The sequence below is a fragment of the Ectobacillus funiculus genome, assembly GCF_004138295.1.
In the GTDB taxonomy this organism is placed as follows: Bacteria; Bacillota; Bacilli; order Bacillales; family Bacillaceae_G; genus Ectobacillus; species Ectobacillus funiculus.
The window spans coordinates 77487-100637 of the sequence record NZ_SCFM01000014.1; the positions used below are offsets into that span (position 1 = coordinate 77487).

Annotated in this window: 22 protein-coding genes and 1 other RNA gene; 20 read left to right on the top strand and 3 right to left on the bottom strand. The window is 41.2% G+C overall.

Going from position 1 to position 23151, the window contains the following annotated elements; translation table 11 throughout:
• Positions 1–193 precede the first annotated feature (193 nt).
• The 8 genes from dinG to EP737_RS11745 all read left to right on the top strand — a co-directional run bounded on the left by dinG (position 194) and on the right by EP737_RS11745 (position 8995).
• Positions 194–2959: an ATP-dependent DNA helicase DinG gene (gene dinG / locus EP737_RS11710; protein WP_129728161.1), complete on the top strand. Its 2766-nt coding sequence runs from the start codon at positions 194–196 to the stop codon at positions 2957–2959.
• 385 nt (positions 2960–3344) lie between these two features.
• Positions 3345–3515 (top strand): YpmA family protein, encoded by a 171-nt coding sequence (locus EP737_RS11715; protein WP_129728162.1) that lies wholly within the window; start codon positions 3345–3347, stop codon positions 3513–3515.
• A gap of 7 nt (positions 3516–3522) precedes the next feature.
• Positions 3523–4032, top strand: coding sequence for a cell wall elongation regulator TseB-like domain-containing protein (locus tag EP737_RS11720; RefSeq protein WP_165350766.1), 510 nt, complete (start codon positions 3523–3525; stop codon positions 4030–4032).
• Between the two features lie 19 nt (positions 4033–4051).
• Positions 4052–5239, top strand: coding sequence for a pyridoxal phosphate-dependent aminotransferase (locus EP737_RS11725; protein WP_129728164.1), 1188 nt, complete (start codon positions 4052–4054; stop codon positions 5237–5239).
• A 221-nt stretch (positions 5240–5460) separates the two neighbouring features.
• Positions 5461–6753: an asparagine--tRNA ligase gene (gene asnS / locus EP737_RS11730; protein WP_129728165.1), complete on the top strand. Its 1293-nt coding sequence runs from the start codon at positions 5461–5463 to the stop codon at positions 6751–6753.
• Positions 6754–7055: 302 nt separating this feature from the next.
• Positions 7056–7760 (top strand): DnaD domain-containing protein, encoded by a 705-nt coding sequence (locus EP737_RS11735; protein WP_129728166.1) that lies wholly within the window; start codon positions 7056–7058, stop codon positions 7758–7760.
• 30 nt (positions 7761–7790) lie between these two features.
• Complete coding sequence (nth, locus tag EP737_RS11740; protein WP_129728167.1) at positions 7791–8444, top strand: endonuclease III; 654 nt, start codon at positions 7791–7793, stop codon at positions 8442–8444.
• The gene (locus EP737_RS11745; RefSeq protein ID WP_129728168.1) at positions 8444–8995 is read left to right on the top strand and encodes a YpoC family protein; all 552 of its coding nucleotides are present in this window, start codon (positions 8444–8446) and stop codon (positions 8993–8995) included. The genes nth and EP737_RS11745 overlap by 1 nt, the downstream gene beginning before the upstream one ends.
• A 12-nt stretch (positions 8996–9007) precedes the next feature.
• On the opposite strand, the gene EP737_RS11750 is transcribed toward EP737_RS11745, so the two are convergent.
• Both EP737_RS11750 and recU read right to left on the bottom strand, forming a co-directional pair.
• Complete coding sequence (locus EP737_RS11750) at positions 9008–11725, bottom strand: penicillin-binding protein 1A (RefSeq protein WP_129728169.1); 2718 nt, start codon at positions 11723–11725, stop codon at positions 9008–9010.
• 65 nt (positions 11726–11790) lie between these two features.
• A complete protein-coding gene (gene recU, locus EP737_RS11755) occupies positions 11791–12393 on the bottom strand; it encodes a Holliday junction resolvase RecU (protein ID WP_129728170.1) in 603 nt (200 codons plus the stop codon).
• Between the two features lie 115 nt (positions 12394–12508).
• Between recU and EP737_RS11760 the strand changes: the two genes are divergently transcribed.
• From EP737_RS11760 to EP737_RS11770, 3 genes are all read left to right on the top strand, one after another.
• Positions 12509–13513, top strand: a complete 1005-nt coding sequence (locus tag EP737_RS11760) for a DUF2515 domain-containing protein (protein WP_129728171.1) — start codon at positions 12509–12511, stop codon at positions 13511–13513.
• Positions 13514–13629: 116 nt separating this feature from the next.
• Positions 13630–13872 carry a hypothetical protein gene (locus tag EP737_RS11765; protein ID WP_129728172.1) on the top strand — a complete coding sequence of 81 codons (243 nt, stop codon included), beginning with the start codon at positions 13630–13632 and terminating at the stop codon, positions 13870–13872.
• A gap of 18 nt (positions 13873–13890) precedes the next feature.
• Positions 13891–14226 (top strand): YppE family protein, encoded by a 336-nt coding sequence (locus tag EP737_RS11770; protein WP_129728173.1) that lies wholly within the window; start codon positions 13891–13893, stop codon positions 14224–14226.
• 77 nt (positions 14227–14303) lie between these two features.
• Here EP737_RS11770 and EP737_RS11775 read toward each other — a convergent pair whose 3' ends face one another.
• Entirely contained in the window at positions 14304–14516 is a 213-nt protein-coding gene (locus tag EP737_RS11775; protein ID WP_129728174.1) for a YppF family protein, read from the bottom strand.
• A 208-nt stretch (positions 14517–14724) separates the two neighbouring features.
• On the opposite strand from EP737_RS11775, the gene EP737_RS11780 reads away from it, so the two are divergent.
• The 9 genes from EP737_RS11780 to EP737_RS11820 all read left to right on the top strand — a co-directional run bounded on the left by EP737_RS11780 (position 14725) and on the right by EP737_RS11820 (position 23032).
• Positions 14725–15096 carry a YppG family protein gene (locus EP737_RS11780; RefSeq protein WP_129728233.1) on the top strand — a complete coding sequence of 124 codons (372 nt, stop codon included), beginning with the start codon at positions 14725–14727 and terminating at the stop codon, positions 15094–15096.
• Positions 15097–15768: 672 nt separating this feature from the next.
• Complete coding sequence (locus EP737_RS11785) at positions 15769–16296, top strand: spore coat protein (protein ID WP_129728175.1); 528 nt, start codon at positions 15769–15771, stop codon at positions 16294–16296.
• Positions 16297–16485: 189 nt separating this feature from the next.
• The gene (locus EP737_RS11790) at positions 16486–17037 is read left to right on the top strand and encodes an SLOG family protein (RefSeq protein ID WP_129728176.1); all 552 of its coding nucleotides are present in this window, start codon (positions 16486–16488) and stop codon (positions 17035–17037) included.
• Positions 17038–17125: 88 nt separating this feature from the next.
• Positions 17126–17443 carry a cell division regulator GpsB gene (gene gpsB, locus EP737_RS11795; RefSeq protein ID WP_129728177.1) on the top strand — a complete coding sequence of 106 codons (318 nt, stop codon included), beginning with the start codon at positions 17126–17128 and terminating at the stop codon, positions 17441–17443.
• Between the two features lie 84 nt (positions 17444–17527).
• Positions 17528–17907: RNase P RNA component class B (gene rnpB, locus EP737_RS11800), an RNA gene on the top strand.
• Between the two features lie 135 nt (positions 17908–18042).
• The gene (locus tag EP737_RS11805) at positions 18043–19185 is read left to right on the top strand and encodes a THUMP domain-containing class I SAM-dependent RNA methyltransferase (protein WP_129728178.1); all 1143 of its coding nucleotides are present in this window, start codon (positions 18043–18045) and stop codon (positions 19183–19185) included.
• 99 nt (positions 19186–19284) lie between these two features.
• Positions 19285–19473, top strand: a complete 189-nt coding sequence (locus EP737_RS11810; RefSeq protein ID WP_129728179.1) for a DUF3921 family protein — start codon at positions 19285–19287, stop codon at positions 19471–19473.
• Positions 19474–19533: 60 nt separating this feature from the next.
• Complete coding sequence (locus EP737_RS11815; protein ID WP_425455886.1) at positions 19534–21477, top strand: ATP-dependent DNA helicase; 1944 nt, start codon at positions 19534–19536, stop codon at positions 21475–21477.
• Between the two features lie 37 nt (positions 21478–21514).
• The gene (locus EP737_RS11820) at positions 21515–23032 is read left to right on the top strand and encodes a carboxypeptidase M32 (protein WP_129728180.1); all 1518 of its coding nucleotides are present in this window, start codon (positions 21515–21517) and stop codon (positions 23030–23032) included.
• The last annotated feature ends 119 nt before the right edge of the window (positions 23033–23151 follow it).

A 23151-nucleotide genomic window follows, 5' to 3' on the forward strand; every position in this document is an offset into this window, starting at 1 on the left:
CTTTAAGAAAGGATAAATTCCCAGCTAGAAGTTTATTCGAAGCAGTGGGGAATTTTAGGAATAAAGTATAAGGGTAACTACGCCTCTGTCTTCGCCCGAGCCGTGTCTGCTTTTCTTAAGTAAGATTGATGGAAACGTGGTATAGTAAGAGTAAGCATGTCTTGGTGTTGTGAAAAGTAAAGAGGTGTTCATTATGTACAACCGCTATGTTGTGGTAGATCTTGAAACGACAGGAAATATATATAAAGGCGGAATTGATAAAATTACGCAAGTGGCAGCTGTTGTCATCGAGAATGGAGAGGTTATAGAAATCTTTTCAACGTTTGTGAATCCAGGTAAGCCAATTCCTCCTTTCATTGCTGAATTAACGGGAATTAATGATGATCTAGTTCAACACGCTCCTTCTTTTCAAGATGTGGCTCCGATGATTGCTGAGCTTTTAGAAAACTCCTGCTTCGTTGCTCATAATGTTCATTTTGATTGGAGATTTTTGCAGGAGGAACTGAAACTATCTGGTTTTCCTTCAGTTGTCTGTCCTTCTATTGATACAGTAGAACTCGCGCGTATTTTGTTGCCTACTGCTGAAAGTCATAAGCTAGGTGACTTAGCCAAGCTTTTTGCGCTTGAACATGAAAATCCGCATCGCGCTGATAGTGATGCGATGGTAACAGCAGAATTATTTTTGCTGCTATGCAATAAATTAGCGGCTTTACCACTTGTTACACTTCAGTCATTATATAATTTGAGCCGATCCTTTAAGAGTGAAATCAGTGAATTGCTGTCCGCTCTTATTCTGGATAAACTAGTAAGCAGTTCTCCAAAAGAGGAGTATGACATTTACCGTAATCTCGCGCTCCGTAAACGTAGCTATGAAGCACCTGCGGAAGAAGCGAGTCCTATAGAGTTTTCTGCATGGAAAACGCTGATGCAACAAAATGGCCATCCGAATGGATTTGAATATAGAGCAGGACAAATACAAATGGCAGAGGAAGTGTATGATGCCTTTTCTTCGGCACGCATTTCGTTAATTGAGGCAGGAACAGGAACAGGAAAAACGCTGGCATATTTAATTCCGAGCTTGTTCCACGCTCGAAAAGCTGAACAGCCTGTTGTCATTAGCACACAAACAGTGCAGCTGCAGCAGCAAATTGTGGAGAAGGAAATCCCGGTTTTAAGAAAACTGCTTCCTTTTTCCTTTCAAACAGCCGTGATGAAAGGAAGAAAGCATTATATATGTCTACAAAAATTTGAACATGTATTAGAAGAGCAGGATGAAAATTATGATACTGTATTAACGAAGGCAAAAATTTTAGTATGGCTTCTTGAAACAGAAACGGGAGATGTAGATGAGCTGAATTTGCCGACTGGCGGAAAGCTGCTATGGGAACGGATTTGCAGCGGTGGAAATAGCACTGGAACGAGTAATCCATGGAACAGCCGTTGTTTTTATCAGCAGGCGAAGCATCGTGTATTATTTGCTGATCTTATTGTTACAAATCATGCGCTGCTGCTGCAGGATGCGACAAATGAAGATTCTTTGTTATCCTCATATGAATATGTCGTGCTCGATGAGGCGCATCATATTGAAGAAGCGGCGAGTCATATGCTTGGTGAACAGTTTTCATGCATGCAGTTTCAGCTCTGGTTATCAAGGATGGGGACACTTGAAACAAATGATGTGCTCTCAAACATACGCGACATACTGGGCGATACATTGGATCCAGCGTGGAAGAAGATTCATCATGTATTAAAAGAAGTGAAATGGGAAAGTGATGAATTATTTCGGTTGCTTCGCTCCTTCATTTTTGAAAAAAACAAAAGCAAGCAGGCTGATAGTAATGTTCGGGTTCTGTACCGATATGAACGAAAAACGGAAAAGGGAAAGCTTTGGAATGCTATTACAGAAGGGGCTGACCGTTTAATACATATACTGGAAGAGCTGTGTGTTCTATTACAAGGGCAAGTGCAAAAAAGTGGAAGGTTTGCTGAGTATGTAATCGTGCAGCAATTTATTACGCTTGTTGATTCGCTTGACGAGATGAGGCAGACGCTGCTCCACTTGTTGCTGCAGGAGCAGCAGGATGGTGTAACGTGGTTTGAAGCAGAAACGAAGGGGAGTATTCACTCTACCATTATATACAAGCAGCCGATTGACGTAAGTGACCTGCTCGCGGACCGCTTTTTTGCGAAAAAGAAAAGCGTTGTTCTTACATCTGCGACGTTAACTGTCAACCAGACATTTGACTATATCATTCGAGCGCTCGGACTCTCTGATTTTTGTCCATCTGTGATGGCTCTTTCCTCCCCGTTTCAATATGATCAACAAGTTCGAATGATGGTTCCGACGGATTTACCTTCTATAAAACAAGTATCACAAGATGAGTATGTAGAGGCAATCGCACGCCATATCATAAAAATTGCTAAGGTAACAAACGGCCGGATGCTCGTTTTGTTTACCTCTTATGAGATGCTGAGGCAAACGCATGCAGCAATCAAAGAAACCGGAGCATTGGAGGAATTTGCGCTTCTTGCGCAAGGGGTGAGCAGCAGCCGGATGCGAATGACAAAGCAGTTCCAACAGTTTGAAAAGTCAATTTTGTTTGGTACAAGCAGCTTTTGGGAGGGAATTGATATACCTGGAGAAAGTTTGAGTTGCCTTGTGATGGTGCGTCTTCCATTTGTTCCACCGGATCATCCGATTATGGCAGCAAAAGGGGAAAAAATAGAGAGAGGTGGGGGCAATGCCTTTATTGAATTGGCTCTTCCACAAGCTATTCTTCGATTTAAGCAAGGCTTTGGCAGACTGATTCGTACGGAAAGTGATACAGGTACGTTTTTTGTGTTAGATCGTCGTATTACAACGACCTTTTACGGAAAACGATTTATTGCATCTATTCCTGCGATTCCTCTATATGAGCAGCCATTGCAAAATTTGTTAGAATTGATGGAGAATGGATAGGTTCCCTGTATTTCAATAAAGAAAACTCACTGTTAGGTGAAGACGAAGGTGCAGTTGCATTTATCTGTTGTTCCTAAAATTCCCGACTACGTCAAATTCGCTTCTAGCTAGAGGTTTATCCTTCTGAAAGCGTAAAAAGACCTGCAGAAACATCCGCAGGCGTTCATGTGGGTTAGAAGAAATTTTATTGTAGAATCTTTCACTTCGTTGATTCATCAAAGATTGTGCGATAAAAAGGCGAGACGATATGAGTCCAAACCTTTTTTCCCGTGTAATGACCTGCTATAATAAGTGGTGATGCAGCAGGGGTTATAAGAATGTACTTTTATTGTAACCTCGTTGCCCGCTTCTATGATTAGAAATTTTGTGTAACGGAGGAGTCAAGATGGATAAGAAGATGGGGGTGCTTTCTACAATGCGTTTTCAATATACAAGCAATCTGTATAAAATTGTAGATAGCCTTAACCCAACCCTTAGGGAAAAAGATTTAATGTTTGGGCTGGCTCTTGATGAGAAAGAGAAAAAAACAGCTGTATTTACTATATATAGAACGTAGTGATACAATGAAAAAGTGGCTACTCGGAGCCATTGCGTTGCTGGTCTTGCTTCTCCTCTGGGGTTTGTATATTTATAAGGAAGCGATGAATGGAAAGACTCATGGTGAGGCTCATGCAATCGAAATGGCAAAGAAAAATGCGAATCTTGTCAGCATTACAAGAACAGACTATTATCATGGTTATAAGGAAAATCTATCTTATACTGTTGTAGAGGGCTCTGATGCAAAACGTAAGCAGTGGATTGTACTTGTGCCAGAAAAAGATGATGAGAAAGTGTTAACGGTCAAACAAAAGGATGCGATTTCAGCAAAGCAAGCCCTGGAGAGCATCATGAAGGATTCAGAGGTGGTTGGGAATTCCGAAAAGCCGAAGGAAATCATCAAAATGAAGATGGGTGCTGAAAAAAACGTTTCACTTTGGGAAATTACATATGTAGATGTAGAGGACCGTTATAGTTTTTGTTATGTTGATTTGAAGACTGGGAGAGTTTTACGCTTATACACACTTCAAAAATAGATGTTGGGGGAACTAAATCATGAAATTGGCAAAACGCGTATCTGCTTTAACACCATCTACAACGTTAGAAATTACAGCAAAAGCGCAAGAATTGAAAGCACAGGGATATGATGTAATCGGTCTAGGCGCAGGTGAGCCAGACTTTAATACACCACAGCATATTATGGATGCTGCTTATCAAGCAATGTTGGCAGGACATACAAAGTACACGCCTACAGGCGGCTTAGCTACTTTGAAAAAAGAGATTATTTCTAAGTTAGAGCGTGATCAACAGTTGTCGTATGAGCCTACTGAAGTGATTGTCTGCAATGGAGCAAAGCACGCGTTATATACATTGTTCCAAGTTATTCTTGATGAAGGGGACGAAGTCATCATTCCGACTCCATACTGGGTAAGCTATCCGGAGCAGGTTAAGCTTGCAGAAGGTGTGCCTGTCTTTGTAGAAGGCAAGGAGGAGAACGAGTTTAAGATTACACCCGAGCAGCTGAAAGCAGCGATTACGGAGAAAACAAAAGCAGTTATCATTAACTCACCAAGCAATCCAACTGGCATGATTTATAGTGAGAAGGAACTAACAGCGCTTGGAGAGGTATGTGTAGAGCATAATCTCGTTATTGTTTCCGATGAGATTTACGAAAAGCTTGTTTATGGAGATGCAAAGCATGTTTCCATTGCCCAGCTTTCTCCGGAATTGAAGGAACTTACGGTGATTATTAACGGTGTATCTAAATCGCACTCTATGACAGGATGGCGTATCGGCTATGCGGTTGGAAATAAAACTTTGATCAAAGCAATGACAAACTTAGCAAGCCATAGCACGTCCAACCCGACTTCCATTGCACAATATGCGACGATTGCCGCTTACCAGCAGCCACAGGATGCAGTAGAAGAAATGCGCGAAGCATTTGAAAGCCGTTTAAATATTATTTATGACAAATTGATCCAAATTCCTGGATTTTCTTGCATCAAACCGCAGGGTGCATTTTACTTATTCCCTAATGCACAAGAGGCAACAGTGTTAGCAGGTTACGAAACAGTAGACGAGTGGACAAAAGCGCTTTTAGAAGAAGAAAAGGTTGCGCTTGTACCAGGCTCAGGCTTTGGTGCACCAAATAACGTCCGTTTATCTTATGCAACATCGCTTGAACAATTAGAAAAAGCGTTAGAGCGCATTCAAGCATTTATGGAAAAGAAAATGAACCGCTAAAGAAAACTTGCCGATTGGCAAGCCGTTAGGCGAGGACAGAGGCATAGTTGCACTTACACTGTGTTCCGAAAATTTCCGACTACGTCGAATTGGCTTCCAACTGGAAATTTATGTTTTCTTACAGTGTAATATAAAATTCCCTTTTCTTTACAGAAAAGGGAATTGTTTTGTATAATGAAAAAAAGAGTTGGACTGAGGTTTCTGTTGGAGGGACTAGAGAAGTGAAAATAACAATTGCTGAAGTAAGTCAGTATGTAAACCAAGAAGTGACAATGGGAGTTTGGCTTGCCAACAAGCGTTCTAGCGGGAAAATAGCCTTTTTACAGCTTCGTGACGGTTCTGGTTTTATTCAAGGGGTTGTTGTCAAAGAAGAGGTAGGGGACGAGATATTCCAAAAAGCTAAGGCGCTTACGCAGGAAAGTTCTTTATACGTAACAGGTATTGTACGTGAAGATGAGCGTTCTCCATTTGGATATGAACTTGCAGTTCAAAATGTGGATCTTATTCATGCTGCGACAGATTACCCAATTACGCCTAAGGAGCATGGTACAGAATTTCTGATGGACAATCGTCATCTTTGGATTCGTTCTAAGCGCCAACATGCAGTTTTGCGAATTCGTCATGAGATTATTCGTGCTACATACGAATTCTTTCATAAAAACGGGTTTGTGAAGGTAGATCCGCCTATTTTGACTGGGAGTGCACCAGAAGGAACAACTGAGCTTTTTCATACGAAATACTTTGATGAGGATGCGTATTTATCACAAAGTGGTCAACTGTACATGGAAGCTGCAGCAATGGCGTTTGGAAGGGTATTTTCGTTTGGACCGACATTTCGTGCGGAAAAATCAAAAACACGTCGTCATTTAATTGAGTTTTGGATGATTGAACCGGAAATGGCTTTTATGGATCATGAAGATAACCTGCGCATGCAAGAAAATTACGTATCCTATCTTGTACAGTCTGTTTTGCAGAATTGTGCACTAGAACTAAAAACATTAGGAAGAGATATTGCTAAGTTGGAAAAGGTAAAAGCTCCGTTTCCTCGTATTACATACGATGAAGCGATTAAAATGCTTCATGATCAAGGCTATAATGATATTCAATGGGGCGATGATTTTGGTGCGCCGCATGAAACAGCAATTGCCGAAAGTTTTGAAAAACCGGTATTTATTACGCATTATCCGGCAAAAATTAAAGCGTTTTATATGAAACCGGATCCAAACCGTCCAGATGTTGTCTTGTGTGCAGATTTAATTGCACCAGAAGGATACGGTGAGCTCATTGGTGGTTCGCAGCGGATTGATGACTATGATTTCTTAAAACAAAGATTAGATGAGCATGGACTGAATGAAGAGACGTATAAGTGGTATATGGATCTTCGTAAGTATGGCTCTGTACCTCACTCAGGTTTTGGACTTGGATTAGAGCGTACTGTTGCTTGGATTTCAGGAACAGAGCATGTACGTGAAACAATTCCATTCCCGCGTCTGCTCAATCGTCTGTATCCATAATACAAAGAACAATACGGCCTTTCCTAAGATGGTACTTATGACGTTTCCATCTACAGGGAGGGTCTTTTTATCCTCTTTTTTCTTACACTGTAGGAAAGGATAAATTTCTAGCTAGGAGGCCATTCGACGTAGCGGGAAATTTTAGGAATAAATTATAAGTGCAACTACGCCTCTGTCTTCGCCCAAGAGCGGGGCTCGCCAATCAGCGAGTTTTCTTTATGTAGAAAAGGGGCTAAAAGGAACTTCCCGATTCAGGCAAACATAATCGATTGTGGTATACTAGAGGGCGAGGTGTTAGATAGATGAAAAAGAAAATTATGATTCAATGGTTTGAACAAGGCAGCATTGCCATTCCAAAGCTTCTGATGATTCATTACCGAAAAATGGGATTGAATGAAATAGAATTTATGGTTCTTCTTCATGTTCATACATTTTTAGAGTCAGGAAAGACCTTTCCAACTCCGGATGAAATTGCAGACCGAATGACCATTTCCTCGGTACAATGTATGGAGGTGCTTCGTACGCTTGTACAAAACGGCTTTTTAATGATTGAAGGAAGTCAAAAAGATGGAGCTCTATGTGAGAGTTATTCACTCCAACCATTGTGGGAGAAAATTTTGCAATTGCTTATGAATGAAACTATCTCAGAAGAGCTGGAAATGCAACAACAACTAGAAAACAGTTTATATAGCATATTTGAACAAGAATTTGGCCGTCCGCTATCACCGTTTGAATGTGAGACATTAACAATGTGGCAGGATCAAGACCATCATACGCCAGTTATCATTCAGACTGCTTTACGTGAGGCCGTTCTTAGTGGCAAACTCAATTTCCGCTATATTGACCGTATTTTATTCGAGTGGAAGAAAAACGGGATCAAAACGGTCGAGCAGGCGCAGCAATATGGGCAAAAGTTTAGGGCGAATCAAACGCGTAATAGTGCTCCTATGCGGCAGGAAACGAAGTATACAGGGAAAGTTCCATTTTATAATTGGCTTGAACAATAAAAGAATGCAATTGCATCAGGAGTGAAAGAAATGCTAACTGTTAAACAAATTCGCCATTGTCTTGATACAATGGGAGAGATGTTTCCAGACGCACATTGCGAATTGGTACATTCTAACCCATTTGAATTAGTCATCGCTGTTTCTTTATCAGCACAATGTACAGATGCGCTTGTCAATAAAGTGACAAAAGATCTGTTTCAAAAATATAAAACACCCGAGGACTATTTGAGTGTCTCGCTGGAGGAGCTCCAAAACGACATTCGTTCCATTGGTTTATATCGAAATAAAGCCAAAAACATTCAAAAGTTATGTCAGCTACTTTTAGACGAGTATGGTGGAGAGGTTCCACGTGATCGGGATGAATTGACGAAGCTGCCGGGGGTTGGCAGGAAGACAGCGAACGTTGTTGTATCTGTTGCATTTGGTGTACCAGCTATTGCGGTTGACACACATGTTGAGCGCGTGAGCAAGCGTCTTGGATTTTGTCGCTGGAAGGACTCTGTACTAGAGGTGGAAAAGGCGTTAATGAAGAAGGTGCCGATGGAGGAGTGGAGTGTTACGCATCATCGCATGATCTTCTTTGGACGTTATCATTGTAAAGCACAACGTCCGCAATGTGAAGTTTGTCCACTGTTGGAAGTGTGTCGTGAAGGAAAGAAACGGATGAAAGAAAGGAATAAGTGATGATGCAGTATATAGCTATTCCAGATCTTTTTTTTCGACGCCCCTTTTTTGGAAATGGGGAAAGGAAAGTCAGGTATGATGAAACAACTGCTTTTACAGAGATTATGCGACACGCTTATTTTGTATATGATATTGCTGCTGTCCAATTAGTAGAGCTGTATAAGCCTTGGGAGAATCCAGAAGAAGCAATTTCAGCTGTACTTTCTCTTTGGAAGGAGGCGAAGCAGGAGATTGCGCTTCTGCTTCGTCAACGTAAACGGAGGGAAGCAGAAGGACCGATGATTCACTTCACAGCACATTTTTTATCCGTTCTTCATTGGATGAATGGAGTTGGGATCTCATCCTTGCAGGATATGGACCAAAACATGTGGCATCTACCAGTAAAGCCTATCAACGTAGGAGAACGGATTTTATTTATTTTGGATGGACCTAGTCACTATCATTCGTTTATCCAACTGTCTGAACTGTATGAAGAAGCTGAAAAGCAGTTCCTTAAGCAAATGGTTGTAAAGAAAACTCGCTTAAAGCGCAAAAAAACATCTCCTTTGTAGGAGATGTTTTTTTTAAGGAACTTTAGGAATTCCCACGTCTTCTTCACTAACAGACTGTTCTGGCGTGGATGGTGAAGTTGCGTTTTCACCGTTGGTATTACTATTATTAGTGTTATTGTTAGGTTCGGCAGCTTCATTGTTCGTGCTATTGCCGCTGTTGTTTGTGCTGTTGTTTCCATTGTTTGCACTGTTATTTCCATTGTTTGCACTGTTATTTCCATTGTTTGCACTGTTATTTCCGTTGTTTGTACTGTTATTTCCGTTGTTTGTACTATTATTTCCGTTGTTTGTACTATTATTTCCGTTGTTTGTACTATTATTTCCGTTGTTTGTACTATTATTTCCGTTGTTTGTACTATTATTTTCTCCGTTAGAAGCATTATTATTGTTCGGCGTATTGGAACTTGCAGCAGCCGGAACAACAACTGTTACAGTAGCTGCACTGCTAGTTTTTCCTCTTGATGTTGCAGTAACAGAGAAGGTATAGCGCCCTCCAGCCTTTGCATTACTCAATGTGAGCGCGACATCCTTTGTATTTGTTTTAAGAGCGGTACTTTGACCACCATCTAGTGAATAATTCACATTAAAAGTTGTATTTTGTATTTTACTTTGTGGGTATGACCAAGACAGGGAAATCTCCTTTTTCTCCTGATTATACTTTGCCTGTAATCCGCTCGGCGCATCTGCTTTTACGGGAACATAGTCGCTCATTTGGCCCTTTACATAAAGCTCGTTATCATCTTGGCGGACAACACTTGACGGTTGTGCAAATGCAGAATTATCATTTCCGAACTTTCGCATCATTTCTTTGAAAATATATTTTGCTATATTCTGTGTGTTACCAACCATATAATTCCCTGCACCGTTTTGGGCGTAGCCGGTCCAAACAGACATTGTATATTGCGGCGTATAACCGACAAACCAACTGTCACTCGTTGCGTTGCTTGGATAGCCAAACTTGGCAATTACCTGCTTTTCAAAGTTTGTTGTTCCAGTTTTTCCTGCTACATCAAGACTTGGAACATTGGCTGCCGTTCCTGTACCGGAGTCTACAACCGTACGGAGCATATCAGTCACCATATAAGCTGTATAATCGCTCATTGCACGTTGCGGTTTTTGCTCAAAGCTCAGCTCCTTGCCGTCTGGAAATACGATTTTACGAATAAAGTGAGGCTTCGTATACATACCATCGTTTGCAAATGCCCCGTATGCGCCAGCCATTTCCAACGGATTTACTGCATTACTTCCGATAGCATAGGATTCGTATACAACATCTTTGTCAAATGTAATACCGAGTCCTTCTGCAAATGTTCGAGCTTTGTCTAATCCAACTTGCTTCAATGTATTTAACGCTGGAATATTATAAGACCATTGCAGGGCTGTACGAATGGAGATATCTCCTTTATAGTCATTATTCCAGTTTTTAATCGGTGTCCCATTGGAATACGTTGTTGGTGCATCCTGGACGATGTGAGAAGTAGCCCACTTTAAATTTTCGATTGCCGGACCGTAGTCAAAAATTGGTTTGAATGTCGAACCCGGCTGACGATTCATATCAATCGCGAAGTTACTGCCGCGGAATGTTGCTTTATATTCCTTGCGCCCGCTGCCGATTGCACGTACTTCTCCAGTACTTGTGTCCATAAATACAAAGGCTGCTTGAAAACGATCATTCGGGTAGTCAATAATGTCTGCTGTATCTAGCATCTTATCGGCATAACTTTGTTGCTCTGGATCAAGCGTTGTATAAATTTGCAAGCCGTCAGTGCTAATGTCAACATTCTTGAGCTGGCTTTCTACTTCCTTAACGGCTGCATCGAGAAATGCTTGATATGGCATTGGATTATTCTGACGTGGAAGCACCCCTTCTGTTACAGGAACCTTCATTGCGTCATCCATTTGCTGCTTTGTAATAAAGTTTTGCTTGTACATAGCTGATAAAACAATATCACGTCGTTTTTTAGCATTCTCTACATTTTCAGGATTCGATGGGTCGTATATACTTGGACCTTGTGGGAGACCCGCGAGCATTGCTGCTTGAGGGAGCGTTAAATCCTTCAAATTGTCAATACCATAATATGCCTTAGCAGCCGCGGCTACGCCATATGCTTGATTGCCAAGGTAGATTTTGTTCAGATACATTTCTAAAATTTCATGCTTCGAGTACTTTTGCTCTAGTTTATAAGCTAAATACCATTCTTGTACTTTACGCTCAAGGGTCTTTTTTGGTGATAAGAAGTAGTTTTTAATAACTTGCTGTGTAATTGTACTGCCCCCTTGAGAGCCGAATCCGCCTGTTATATTCTCTAAAATAGCTTTAGCAGTACGTTTTATATCAATGCCGTGGTGTTCATAAAAGCGTGAATCCTCAGTTGCTAAAAAAGCATTCTCTAACACTTTTGGAATTTGGTCGTACGTAATTTTTGTGCGTTTTTGTGAACCATATTCATGAAGAAAAGCATTGTTTCGGTCATAAAATTTTGTAGAGAGCGGGTCTGCTAATTTTGACTCGTCGATCTTTGGGGCGTCCTTCACCATAGCGAAGAAGGTGGAAACTCCAGCTCCAAGAACGACAATGCCGGTAAGCAAGCAGGCGATTAAAAACTTTTTCAAGAATGACCCTTTTTTCTTCGGTTTTCCCGATTTCTTCGGCTTTCCCGACGGTTGTCCTTCTTGTTTTTTTCTTTCTGCTTGTTTTCGTTCTTCGCGAGAACGATATGTGTCTGACATTATTCTTTCTCCTACCTTTCACTTTTCCAAGAAGTGTCGAAAAATGCGCTTTATTGTTGACTTTATCACGAAAAATACAGTGTGTCTAGTACGTGCAGGTAATCGACTCTTGGGCGATAACCGCACTTAATTAGATATCCTTTCGTTTCAATTTCCTGCTTTGTTACTGACTTTCGTCCACCGTTCGTTTGCCTTTCCCAGTATTCAATCATATGCTTTGCATCAAGGAAATAGATTTCATTATGGAAGGTAAACTTAATGATTACAAAGGCAATTCCTCCATGCTGCAGTATTTGCTTCATATGCTCAATTTGATGCAGATGCAAATTTTGCAGGGGAAAGCTCGTTTTGTTTTTTGTTTCCTTTGCTTCAAAATCGATATATCTTCCTTTGTATACACCATTATAGTCTGTCGTAGAAGGCTGTTTAAAATATGCTTCTCGCACTACTGCTGCGCTCCGCTGTGGATAATCTACCTTTACGATCTGTAGGGGAGTCGGTTTTTTATGTATACAGGCAATATCAGCTGCAGAATAGTATTCGTTCGTTTCGTTCAGTTCTTCTTCCAAGGACATTCCTCTGTTACTATAAGTATGGTTCTTTATGTAGGGATTATGAATCTCCTTCTCACTTGCATAGGGCTTGCCGTTCGGATATCGGATGGACATTATGTACTCACTCCAGACAAAAGTCACTTACAAAGGAGATTATATCAAAAAAAATAGGAGAATAGACTATAAAGTTTTCATAGGAAAAGGTAAAGATAGAAATGAGGTGGAAAAAATGGAAATCATTCGAGCGGAATATGAGCAAATGAACAAGCGGCGGCAAGGAATCGTCTATACAGAGCAGGAAAAAAGTCTGATTAAAGCAATCAAGCAAGGCACTATTCTTGAAAACAGGGATAATATTTCGCGTACGCATGCGTATAAGGAGTATTATTTACGAAATTGTGAGATTCGTTGGTCTTTCTTAGCAAGTATGGTATCGCGTAATGCAGGGTGGAATATGACAGATTTAGAAGGAAAGTATTATCCGAAAATACTGCCTCAGCAGGTACGGAAGCGTTTGTTTTTAACATATGAACGTGCGAATTGGTATATTTTTTCCGATGCATATCCACAGCTGTTATTGTATGAAGAGAGTAAACAGGCTGAAAAACCGTTATTTCACCTTCTAAAAGCCTTTTCTGTATCTGTTTTTATGGAGGCTGAGTGGGAACGTTATTGGTATGAAAAGGATGACAATCGCCTTATGACAGCACTTATTATAAATGAGCAGCAAATGATCCAGCGGCCTGTTATTGAACATCCGTTCTTTCAAAAGCACGTATTTCATTCGCTGCTTTTTAAGGTACAGGAACTATTTCATTTTAGCGCTGTGCTGTTTCCCACTATCCAAGGGAAATTATACGGTTTTTCCGTATCTGACTTTGAAAGACTTTCCAAACGTGTTGAACTTGGTAAGCGGTTAGCGTGGCTTTTATTTTGCCCAAGGTATCAGGAGGGATTTCAGCGTTTTTCTGATGAAACCGTCCACACAGGTTCACGCAGGGACTACGAGCAGTATTTTTCTTTTACAAAGGAACAGGATACCCCGTATTTACGGGATGTCTTTCCGGTGATTCCGCATCAAAGATACGTTGAAAATGATTGGTATAATACAGATGTAGATTTGGAAAGCTTATTTTCTTTTGAAGAGCCTCAGCAGCCGTTTGATTTGACGGATTGGTTTATGATAAAGCAAAAGCAACTACATGTATTGATTGAGGTTCAGGATTTTTTTTAATGAAGGGGAAAAATCGCTTTCTTTGCCGAATGAAAACTAGTTTTGTCAGCCAGGAAGGGAGTGGGAATAGGCGCGTCGAAATAGACACGCATGAAAGCAATGAGGGAGGTTTTATAATGAAGATAGTTCCGATGGATGACGTGTTGAATGGGATGGATCGTCTGCTGAGCGCTCTTGATTTGCTGGAAATGAATGTAACGTTACGTGTGAATCATACTGTCAAACATAAAGAAGATGAAGTAATGGATGATATAGAGGTTGTGAACATGCACTTGACGCATTTGGATTCTAAGCTTGAGCATCATTTAAAGAAGGGGAGCTGGCTGCATAAGCTAGAGACACTGGCAGCTATATACTAGAAGAGGCAGGGGTAACGTATGTTGGTAGAATTGACGAAACAATTGCTGGATTGGAATGAGCAGGTACATCAAGTATTTGTGCGGGAAACAAAGGATGCAGATTTTAAGGAGGAGATCCAGCCATTTGTGGAGCAGGTAGATCGTGTGCTAGAAGAATGGAGGCGTGCGGCGGAATCCTGGGTGAAGAAAGAACACCCTAAGCATATACATCTTTTACAAATCGAGCAGGTATGCGAGAATGTAAGAGTAAATGCTGTAGAATGTTTTGGAACTGCCAAGCCAAAGCGTTTTAAGGAAAGATATAAATCTGTAGAGTATGTGTTGCGTAACATTCTAATGAATAGGAATATGTAAAAGCGGCAGTACAAGGGTACCTTGCTGCTTTTTTGTATGGTTCAACAACGAAAAAAATGAGAGGTTTCCCTCCCAAATTAAGAGTTTCCTTGCGCAATGCCTTCTTCCACAAGATAATCAGGCTTTCTTGCCCCCATTGCTTCAAGTTCACGAATTAAATCCCGGTACTGTAAAATGCAAATTTCTCCCATTACATAACGTTGCTGCACAAAATCGAGTAATTCATTTGTTTCTGTTGGCTCATATTGTCTTACCCCGACAAAAACCGTGCGCAATTCCCCTAATGTCATTCCGTTTCCCCCTTAAGAAGAAATCACCTTTTACTTCTTTATGGTAGCATAAAAAAAGCGTTTTCACCGATTTCGAAAAATTTAAACTTCCGACAAGAATAGACAGATTGTAAGAGGATTCTGGCTACACATCTGCCCTCGATTCTTCATATTGTAATGTGTAGATGATGATAAAGAGGAGGGGATTCTATTGTTTCCAAATCAACCTATGCATACCGACGTAAGAAATCCGTATCTGCAGTATAATATGTATCCGTTTGAGCCGTATTACGGAACACAACCTAACTATTTTCAGCCATTTCAGCTTTCTTTTATGAACGGAATGAGTCAGCCAACCTTTTATCCACCACAGTCTCCTGTTTCGCCGCAAATGAATCCGTATACGCTGTATCCGGCAACAAATAAGCAGAACTATAAGAAACAGTCAAAGGGACAAAATGCAGGTGTGATGTCGCAATTTAAAACAGCGGATGGCAATTACGATATTAATAAAATGATGAACACTGCAGGACAAATGATGAACGCGATGAACCAAGTCACGGGACTCGTTAAACAAGTCGGAGGATTTTTTGGAAGGTAAATAGATAATACTTTTGAACACATTGGATAATTCCAATAATCTCCCCCTTTCTGTAAAATAAATTGCTTTACAAAAGGAAAAAGGGTTTCCATGGTGAAGAGCATACGAACCTTTTTTATAGAGTAAGCTTCGCTGCACGGTGTGCTGGTTGTGCGCAGGTTGTTTTACTAGGGGAGTAAAGGCGGACTGTGTCCGCTTTTTTTACACTTTAAGAAGGGATAAATTTCTAGCAGGAAGACAATTCGACGTAGCTGGAAATTTTAGTGATAAAGCATAAAGGCAACTACACCCCTGTTTTCGTCTGGGGGCAGGGCTCGCCAATTGGCAAGTGTTTCTTATTGCTTTCTACTTGTCGTAAAGATCGAATTGAATATTCTGAAAAGTGAAATTTTTATTTGTACTTATAAAATGGTTGTCTCTCTTTCTCATAGGTTTTACAATTAGGAATAGCTTGTTTGTATTATTATGAGTATGGAGAGGAAGACAGTGAAAAAGGCAATTCTGTATATGTTCTTTGCAATGATTACGTTAACATTTTTGGTGTTTACGAGCTTTAAACATGTTTTGTACACGATTTTCTCATGAAATAGGTATTTGTAACAGTCATGTACCACTTCTCTGTCATATTGTAAAGTGTAAGTTCATTCTCAAATGATGGAGAGGAGAAAAACTATGTTTTGTAACCCTTGTTTTGGAGGACCGAATTTTGTAGGTCCAGCAGCAACAGGTCCTGTTTGTACAGCACCTCCAGTGGTGCATCCAACAAAATATTGTGATACACAGACATTTTCTACGACAGTAGTTCCGCACATTCATCCAACACACAACACTTTGATTAATCATCAATTGATTCAAAATCAACATTATTTCCCGCAAACGCAATCTGTGTTGAACACTGTTTCTCAAACTGATGTTCCGGGATATGGCCCTGTGCCGCAAGTAGCCGGTGCGATGACAGGCCCTGGTCCTTATGGTCCTGGCCCTTATGGTCCTGGCCCTTATGGTCCTGGCCCTTATGGCGGTTATCCGTCGCCAATGGTAGCTGGCGCAATGACAGGTCCAGTGGGAGGAGTTCCTGGAATGATGGATCCTGGAATGCCTGGGATGGTAGCAGGTGCATCAACTGGTCCAGGTATGAATCCGATGGGAGCCGGTGCTGCGAACGCAAATCCAATGGTTGGCGGAATGTTTAAAAAATAAGCTGCAAGAACCGGTTATGGTATGCCGGTTCTTTTTCTATGAATTTAGAAGTCGCAGTCCTTTGAAATGGAGTTGAACAGCATGGGGGATAAACAGCTTTATTTGTGGAACAGCAGTTTCATGGTGAGATGCATGTTTTAGGAGCGCGCATATGCCTGCTTTTATGATATGCTACGAAAGGGTGAGGTAATGCGCATTGTAACAGTGACAGGCTATAAACCATTTGAAATTGGAATATTCTCTGTGGATCATCCTGGTGTATTTTACATAAAAAAGGCTATCTCCAGACAATTGACTGCTTTCTTGGAGGAAGGCTTGGAGTGGGTGCTAATAAGTGGTCAGCTTGGCGTAGAGCTATGGACAGCTGAGGTTGTGTTTGAGCTGCAAATGGAGTATCCGGATTTAAAGCTGGCAGTGTTTACCCCGTTTCTTGAACAGGAAGAAAAATGGAATGAAGCCAACAAGGAATACTACGAGTTTATTCTAGCACAAGCCGATCACGTTGATAGTATTACGAAACGGAAATACGAAAGCCCACAGCAATTTCGTTTGAAAAATCAGTTTTTAATTGAAAAAAGCGATGCTTTACTAGCTGTATACGATGAAGAAAAAGAAGGAAGTCCAAAATTTCTGAGTGAGTTGGCAAAAAGACGAGTGGAGCAGGGAGAATATGCATATTACTCGATAGGATTTGCTGATTTGCAGCTTTTAATGGAGGAGGAACAGTGGGACGGCGAGTAGTCCATCTGTAGTTCATATTGACAAACTGCTATCTTTTGTGGAAAAATTTAAGTGTTGAAAGTTATGGCAAAGATTTGAGGTGAAGGAAATGTTTTCCGATAAACTAAAATTAACAGCAAAGGATATTTTAGAAAAAGAGTTTAAAACGGGTCTTCGTGGTTATCAACAAGAGGAAGTTGATAAATTCTTAGATTTAATCATTAAGGATTATGAAACACTTCATAAGGAAATCGAAGCATTACAACAGGAAAATACCCGCTTAAAACGAATGATGGATGAGCAAAAGATAAAGCAACCCACACCACCACCTGTGCAGCAGCCTGTTTATACAAGCGCAAATACGGATATTTTAAAGAGATTATCTAATTTGGAGAAGGCTGTATTTGGAAGTAAGCTATATGAATAAATGAGTGTTGGTATAACCTGTGGAAACTTATATATAAAAATGTTGCATCATGCGTAGTTTTTTACTATACTTAAGAGTATCATGACGTTTGGGTGATTGCTGCAATGTATGTTGTAGAGGAAAGTCCATGCTCGCACGACCTGAGATGGTCGTAGTGTTCGTGCTTAGCGAAGTCATAAGCTAAGGTAGTCTGAAAGGGCTAACGGCAGGGAAAGAACCTAAGTCCTGCGGGATATGGTTCAAATACCTTGAAAGTGCCACAGTGACGGAGTCCCGAAAGAAATGCCGGGAGTGGAACGCGGTAAACCCCACGAGCGAGAAACCCAAATTATGGTAGGGGCACCTTTTCCAAGGAAATGAACGAGGGGAAAGGACAGGCAATTTGTCTGTAGATAGATAATCGCCACCGGAGTACGAGGCGGGAGCCGCTTGCAGTACAATGGTACAGAACATGGCTTACAGAACGTTATGAACCAGTAACTTAAAGAGAACAGCTCTCCTGTGTGAAGGGGAGCTTTTTGCTTGTACATAAAACTGTATGACTTTCACACTAGCGAGTTAAAATGGTAAAGAAAGCTACTGTTGTTAGGAGAATGAAAATGAGTAAATTAACACTGATTGCGACGGCGGCGATGGGACTTGAAGCGCTTGTTGCAAAGGAAGTTCGAAACCTTGGCTATGAGTGTCAGGTTGATAACGGAAAAGTCATCTTTCAAGGGGACGAAGATGCGGTTTGTCGTGCAAATTTGTGGTTGCGAACTGCAGATCGGGTAAAAATTCAAGTTGGGGAATTTAAGGCTACTACATTTGATGAACTGTTCGAGAAAACAAAAGCACTGAATTGGGGACAGTATATACCGGAAAATGCGGAATTTCCTGTTATTGGAAAATCGGTGAAATCGAAATTATTTAGTGTTCCAGACTGCCAAAGCATTGTCAAAAAAGCTGTGGTGGAGAAGTTGCGTAGTACATACAAACGTACAACATGGTTTGAAGAAACGGGGCCATTATATCGCATTGAAGTAGCGCTTTTGAAGGATATTGCAACAATTACGCTTGATACGAGCGGTGTTGGCCTTCATAAAAGAGGCTACCGTGTAGCACAAGGGGAGGCTCCGCTAAAGGAAACACTAGCAGCATCGCTTGTGATGCTGACAAACTGGAAGGCAGACCGTCCGTTCGTTGACCCGTTTTGCGGCTCCGGCACAATTGCGCTCGAGGCGGCTCTTATCGGTCAGAATATTGCACCAGGCTTTAACCGTGAATTTGCATCCGACGGTTGGGAGTGGGTTGGGAAGGACAGATGGCGCCGTGCTCGTGAAGAAGCTGAGGATTTAGCGCGCTACGATCAGAAGCTCCATATTATTGGTTCTGATATTGATCACCGTATGGTGCAAATTGCAAAGGAAAATGCAGAAGAAATTGGTCTTACGGACTTAGTTACATTTAAACAAATGCAGGTAAAAGATTTTACGACAAAAGAGGAATATGGATATGTTGTGACGAATCCTCCATATGGCGAGCGTTTAAGTGAAAAGCCGTTGGTTGAAAAGTTATATGCAGAAATGGGAAAAGTATTCCGAGGTATGGATACTTGGTCAATCTATGTGCTTACGAGTTATCCAGAGTTTGAAAAATGGTACGGAGCTGAAGCTTCCAAAAAAAGAAAGCTGTTTAACGGATTTATTCGAACAGACTATTATCAATATTTTGGCAAGAGACCGCCACGTCCGCAATTGTAATAGGTAAAATCGGGCGAGCGCTGAAGCAAAATGAATAAAGATTCTTTAGAGCACATATACTGTTTATTATGTAAACTGTTCTAGAGGAGGGCTCAGAAGATGACAGGGAACTTTCCTGAGTTTGACATTATTCAAAGAGCGATTCACCGGACGTACCATATGCTTGAAAATGATGAATCTGCTAGTATGGCGGTCGATGGCCTGCGGGTGGCACAGGAGCAATACTTGCTGGCGCTATCCCATAAAACATTAATTGATACGAATTATTTAAAAGCGATGATGGAGTAAAAAGTTTTCCTTTTCGGAAAACTTTTTACGTTTTTTGCAGTTATCGTGTGTTGGAGGAGAATGATTTTGACGAGAGAAAAGCTGCCGTTTGAAGTAGGAAAGCAAGATAATTTTTATGACAAATTGAATGAATGGATTGGCGATGTGTTTTACGACATTTTGCCAGATGCTGGTTTTGAACTGCGTGATGAGCAGATTTTTATGGCGTTTCAGCTCGACCGTGCGTTTCGAGAGAAAAAGGTTATGTTTTCCGAAGCAGGAGTTGGAACGGGAAAAACAATTGTGTACTTGTTGTACGCGATTTGCTATGCACGTTATACAGGAAAACCAGCTATCATTGCCTGTGCGGACGAAACGTTAATCGAACAGCTTGTAAAAGAAGAGGGAGATATTGCAAAGCTTTCCCGCGCACTTGATCTGCAAATCGATGTTCGTCTTGCGAAATCAATGGATAATTATTTGTGCTTGAAAAAGCTAGACGATGTGATGAGCGGGGCGGCGTCCGAGGAAATTGAGGACTTATATTATGAACTGCCTGAATTTGTTTTTGATCATGGTACGCTGCAAAATTTTCATCATTATGGCGACCGCAAGGAATACCCGTCCTTAAGTGATGAACAATGGTCACAGATTTCCTGGGATTATTTTCAAGATTGCCTTGCGTGTGAGAAGCGTCATCGTTGTGGACAAACATTGTCTCGCGAGCATTACCGAAAAGCAGCGGATATTATTATTTGCTCACAAGACTTTTATATGGAGCATGTATGGACATACGATGCACGAAAGCGCGAGGGGCAGCTGCCGCTTTTGCCAGAAGGCAGCTGTGTTGTATTTGATGAAGGGCATTTGGTGGAATATGCAGCGCAAAAGGCGCTTACATATCGATTGAAGCAAAGTATGATGGAGGAATTGCTCTCTAGGCTGCTTCAAAATGATATTCGTGAAGAGTTTGCTCAGCTCATCGAAGATACGATTTGGCAGTCAGAGCAGTTTTTCTATGCAGTCAAAGATGCCGCAAGAGAAGTGCCAGGATCGGATCGGTTAGAAATCGCCATCACGAATGAGGTGCGAAAAGAGGGAGAACGGCTTTATCGAAAGGTGCAGGAAATTGGCGATGCGCTCGTCTTCGAGAGTGAATTGTATACAATTGAAGAATACGACTTAAAGATTGCGGACGAGCATCTCGATATTTTAGATCATTCCTTGAAGCTGTTTTTGCACGAAAGAAATGTGATTTCTTGGGCAGAAGCGGGAGATGGAATGCTCACGCTTGTCATTATGCCACGCGCTGTAGAAGAAGTGCTTCAGGAAAAGGTGTTCTCTAAACAAGTTCCGTTTATTTTTTCTTCTGCCACATTATCAGAAAATGGATCATTTTCGTTTATAGCAAGCAGTCTTGGAGTACAGGATTATCTTTCGTTTTCAGTAGCATCGCCGTTTGATTATGAAGAGCAAATGAAGGTATATTTGCCAACGTATAATGCAGACGGATTGTTTGAGAAAAAGATTGCATATACACTCGAGGAAATTGAGAAGCTGCAAGGGCGCACTCTCGTTTTATTCCGAACCAAGCAAGAGCTTGCGGCATTTAAACAGCATATGCAGGGAGTAGATATGCAGATCCCGTTCTTATACGAAGGAGATCAAGAAATTAGCCGCCTTGTTTCACAATTTCAGAATGAAGAAGAAACAGTGCTTTGTGCCGTCCATTTATGGGAGGGTCTTGATATTCCAGGAGCCTCATTGTCACATGTTATTATTTGGTCGCTGCCGTTTCCTCCGAATGATCCAGTATTTGAAGCAAAGCGCAAGCATGCGTCTGACTCATTTGCGCAGGTGGACATGCCATACATGATTCTCCGCTTACGTCAAGGGATTGGCCGCTTGATTCGTACGAGCGAAGACAATGGATGTGTTTCTATTTTCTTGACAGAAGATGAAAATCCAAAGGTGGCAGATGCTGTATTCAGCTCTTTACCAGTGCAAGGTGAAATCATTCGTTAATCTTAATGCGTTAGTATGTTAGACAAGGAGGTTAGCTATGACGGTGGTTACGTATGAAGCAGAGCTGAAATTTTTGGATTATGTAAAAAAGATGATGAATTATGAAGAAGCGCTGAATGTGATGTTTTGGGATTTACGTACAGGAGCGCCAAAAGACGGTGTAGAGCAGCGTTCAGAGGTTATTAGTCAGCTATCAACTGATGTATTCAATATGTCTGTATCTGACGAGATGGCGGGTTATTTGGAGAAGCTAGAACACTTGGCGGCAGAAGGGAAGCTTTCTGAAAAGACGCAAAAAACAGTAGAAGAGTGCCGTAAAGAATATGATCGTAATACAAAAATCCCGGAAGCAGAATACACAGCGTATGTGAAGCTGCAAGCGAAGTCTGAGAGTATATGGGAAACGGCAAAGGCAGAGTCGAATTTCGAGATGTTCAGGCCGTATCTAGAGGAAATTGTCGCATATAAAAAGAAGTTCATCTCCTATTGGGGATATAAGGAAAATTGCTATAATGTACTCCTAGATATGTATGAGCCGGGGATGACTGTGGAAGTGCTGGATCGCGTATTTGGTGAACTGCGCGAGCGGATTGTACCACTTGTTAAGCAAATTGCCGCATCTGGTAAGCTGCTGAAAACGGAGCCGTTAACAAAGCATTTCCCAAAGGAGCAACAGCGCACCCTCAGTCTTGAACTGCTGCGGCAGCTCGATTATAACTTCGATGCAGGGCGCTTAGATGAAACGGTACATCCGTTTGCGATTACGCTAAACCCAGGTGATGTACGCATTACAACAAAATACGATGAGTCGGATTTTCGTACAGCTATCTTTGGAACCATCCATGAATGCGGCCATGCTGTGTATGAGCAAAATATTTCAAAGGATTTGATTGGCACACCGTTATGTGACGGAACATCTATGGGAATTCACGAATCACAATCGTTGTTCTTTGAGAACTTCATTGGTCGTAATAAACAGTTTTGGAAAAAGAATTACGATGTTCTGAAGAAGCATGCAAGCGGGCAATTTGATGATGTATCGCTTGATGAGTTTTATGATGCAATTAACGAAGCGAAGCCATCGTTGATTCGGATTGAGGCGGATGAATTAACATATGTACTTCATGTAATGGTTCGGTATGAAATAGAAAAAGAGTTGTTTGACGGCAGCTTAGATGTGAAGGATTTACCGCGCGTTTGGAATGAAAAGATGGAAGAGTATCTAGGAATTCGTCCACAGAATGATGCGACGGGTGTTCTTCAGGATGTGCATTGGTCCGGCGGTGATTTCGGATACTTCCCGTCATATGCGCTTGGCTATATATATGCTGCGCAGCTTAAGCAGGCAATGCTGAAAGATATCCCAAACTTCGATCAATTGTTGCTCGATGGAAATATTGCACCTGTTCGCAGCTGGCTGACAGAGCATATTCATCGATATGGAAAACTCAAGAAGCCTCTTGAAATCTTACAGGATGTAACGGGTGAAGGATTGAATGCAGCCTATTTAGCGGCATATTTAGAAGACAAATATAAAAACATTTACAATATATGATGCGAAAAAAGCTGGTAATACATTAAATATATAAAGGCCTTTAAACGTTAAATTGAAAAGCCTGTATCTTATATGACTGAGTCATCATAGGTACAGGCTTTCTTCTTTTATTAGGTTAA

Excerpts from the sequence above, each read along its gene's own strand:
- dinG (WP_129728161.1), top strand. The coding sequence starts at position 194 with ATGTACAACCGCTATGTTGTGGTAGATCTTGAAACGACAGGAAATATA.
- EP737_RS11715 (WP_129728162.1), top strand. The coding sequence starts at position 3,345 with ATGGATAAGAAGATGGGGGTGCTTTCTACAATGCGTTTTCAATATACA.
- EP737_RS11720 (WP_165350766.1), top strand. The coding sequence starts at position 3,523 with ATGAAAAAGTGGCTACTCGGAGCCATTGCGTTGCTGGTCTTGCTTCTC.
- EP737_RS11725 (WP_129728164.1), top strand. The coding sequence starts at position 4,052 with ATGAAATTGGCAAAACGCGTATCTGCTTTAACACCATCTACAACGTTA.
- EP737_RS11735 (WP_129728166.1), top strand. The coding sequence starts at position 7,056 with ATGAAAAAGAAAATTATGATTCAATGGTTTGAACAAGGCAGCATTGCC.
- nth (WP_129728167.1), top strand. The coding sequence starts at position 7,791 with ATGCTAACTGTTAAACAAATTCGCCATTGTCTTGATACAATGGGAGAG.
- EP737_RS11745 (WP_129728168.1), top strand. The coding sequence starts at position 8,444 with ATGATGCAGTATATAGCTATTCCAGATCTTTTTTTTCGACGCCCCTTT.
- EP737_RS11750 (WP_129728169.1), bottom strand. The coding sequence starts at position 11,725 with ATGTCAGACACATATCGTTCTCGCGAAGAACGAAAACAAGCAGAAAGA.
- recU (WP_129728170.1), bottom strand. The coding sequence starts at position 12,393 with ATGTCCATCCGATATCCGAACGGCAAGCCCTATGCAAGTGAGAAGGAG.
- EP737_RS11760 (WP_129728171.1), top strand. The coding sequence starts at position 12,509 with ATGGAAATCATTCGAGCGGAATATGAGCAAATGAACAAGCGGCGGCAA.
- EP737_RS11765 (WP_129728172.1), top strand. The coding sequence starts at position 13,630 with ATGAAGATAGTTCCGATGGATGACGTGTTGAATGGGATGGATCGTCTG.
- EP737_RS11770 (WP_129728173.1), top strand. The coding sequence starts at position 13,891 with ATGTTGGTAGAATTGACGAAACAATTGCTGGATTGGAATGAGCAGGTA.
- EP737_RS11775 (WP_129728174.1), bottom strand. The coding sequence starts at position 14,516 with ATGACATTAGGGGAATTGCGCACGGTTTTTGTCGGGGTAAGACAATAT.
- EP737_RS11780 (WP_129728233.1), top strand. The coding sequence starts at position 14,725 with ATGCATACCGACGTAAGAAATCCGTATCTGCAGTATAATATGTATCCG.
- EP737_RS11785 (WP_129728175.1), top strand. The coding sequence starts at position 15,769 with ATGTTTTGTAACCCTTGTTTTGGAGGACCGAATTTTGTAGGTCCAGCA.
- EP737_RS11790 (WP_129728176.1), top strand. The coding sequence starts at position 16,486 with ATGCGCATTGTAACAGTGACAGGCTATAAACCATTTGAAATTGGAATA.
- gpsB (WP_129728177.1), top strand. The coding sequence starts at position 17,126 with ATGTTTTCCGATAAACTAAAATTAACAGCAAAGGATATTTTAGAAAAA.
- EP737_RS11805 (WP_129728178.1), top strand. The coding sequence starts at position 18,043 with ATGAGTAAATTAACACTGATTGCGACGGCGGCGATGGGACTTGAAGCG.
- EP737_RS11810 (WP_129728179.1), top strand. The coding sequence starts at position 19,285 with ATGACAGGGAACTTTCCTGAGTTTGACATTATTCAAAGAGCGATTCAC.
- EP737_RS11815 (WP_425455886.1), top strand. The coding sequence starts at position 19,534 with ATGATTTTGACGAGAGAAAAGCTGCCGTTTGAAGTAGGAAAGCAAGAT.
- EP737_RS11820 (WP_129728180.1), top strand. The coding sequence starts at position 21,515 with ATGACGGTGGTTACGTATGAAGCAGAGCTGAAATTTTTGGATTATGTA.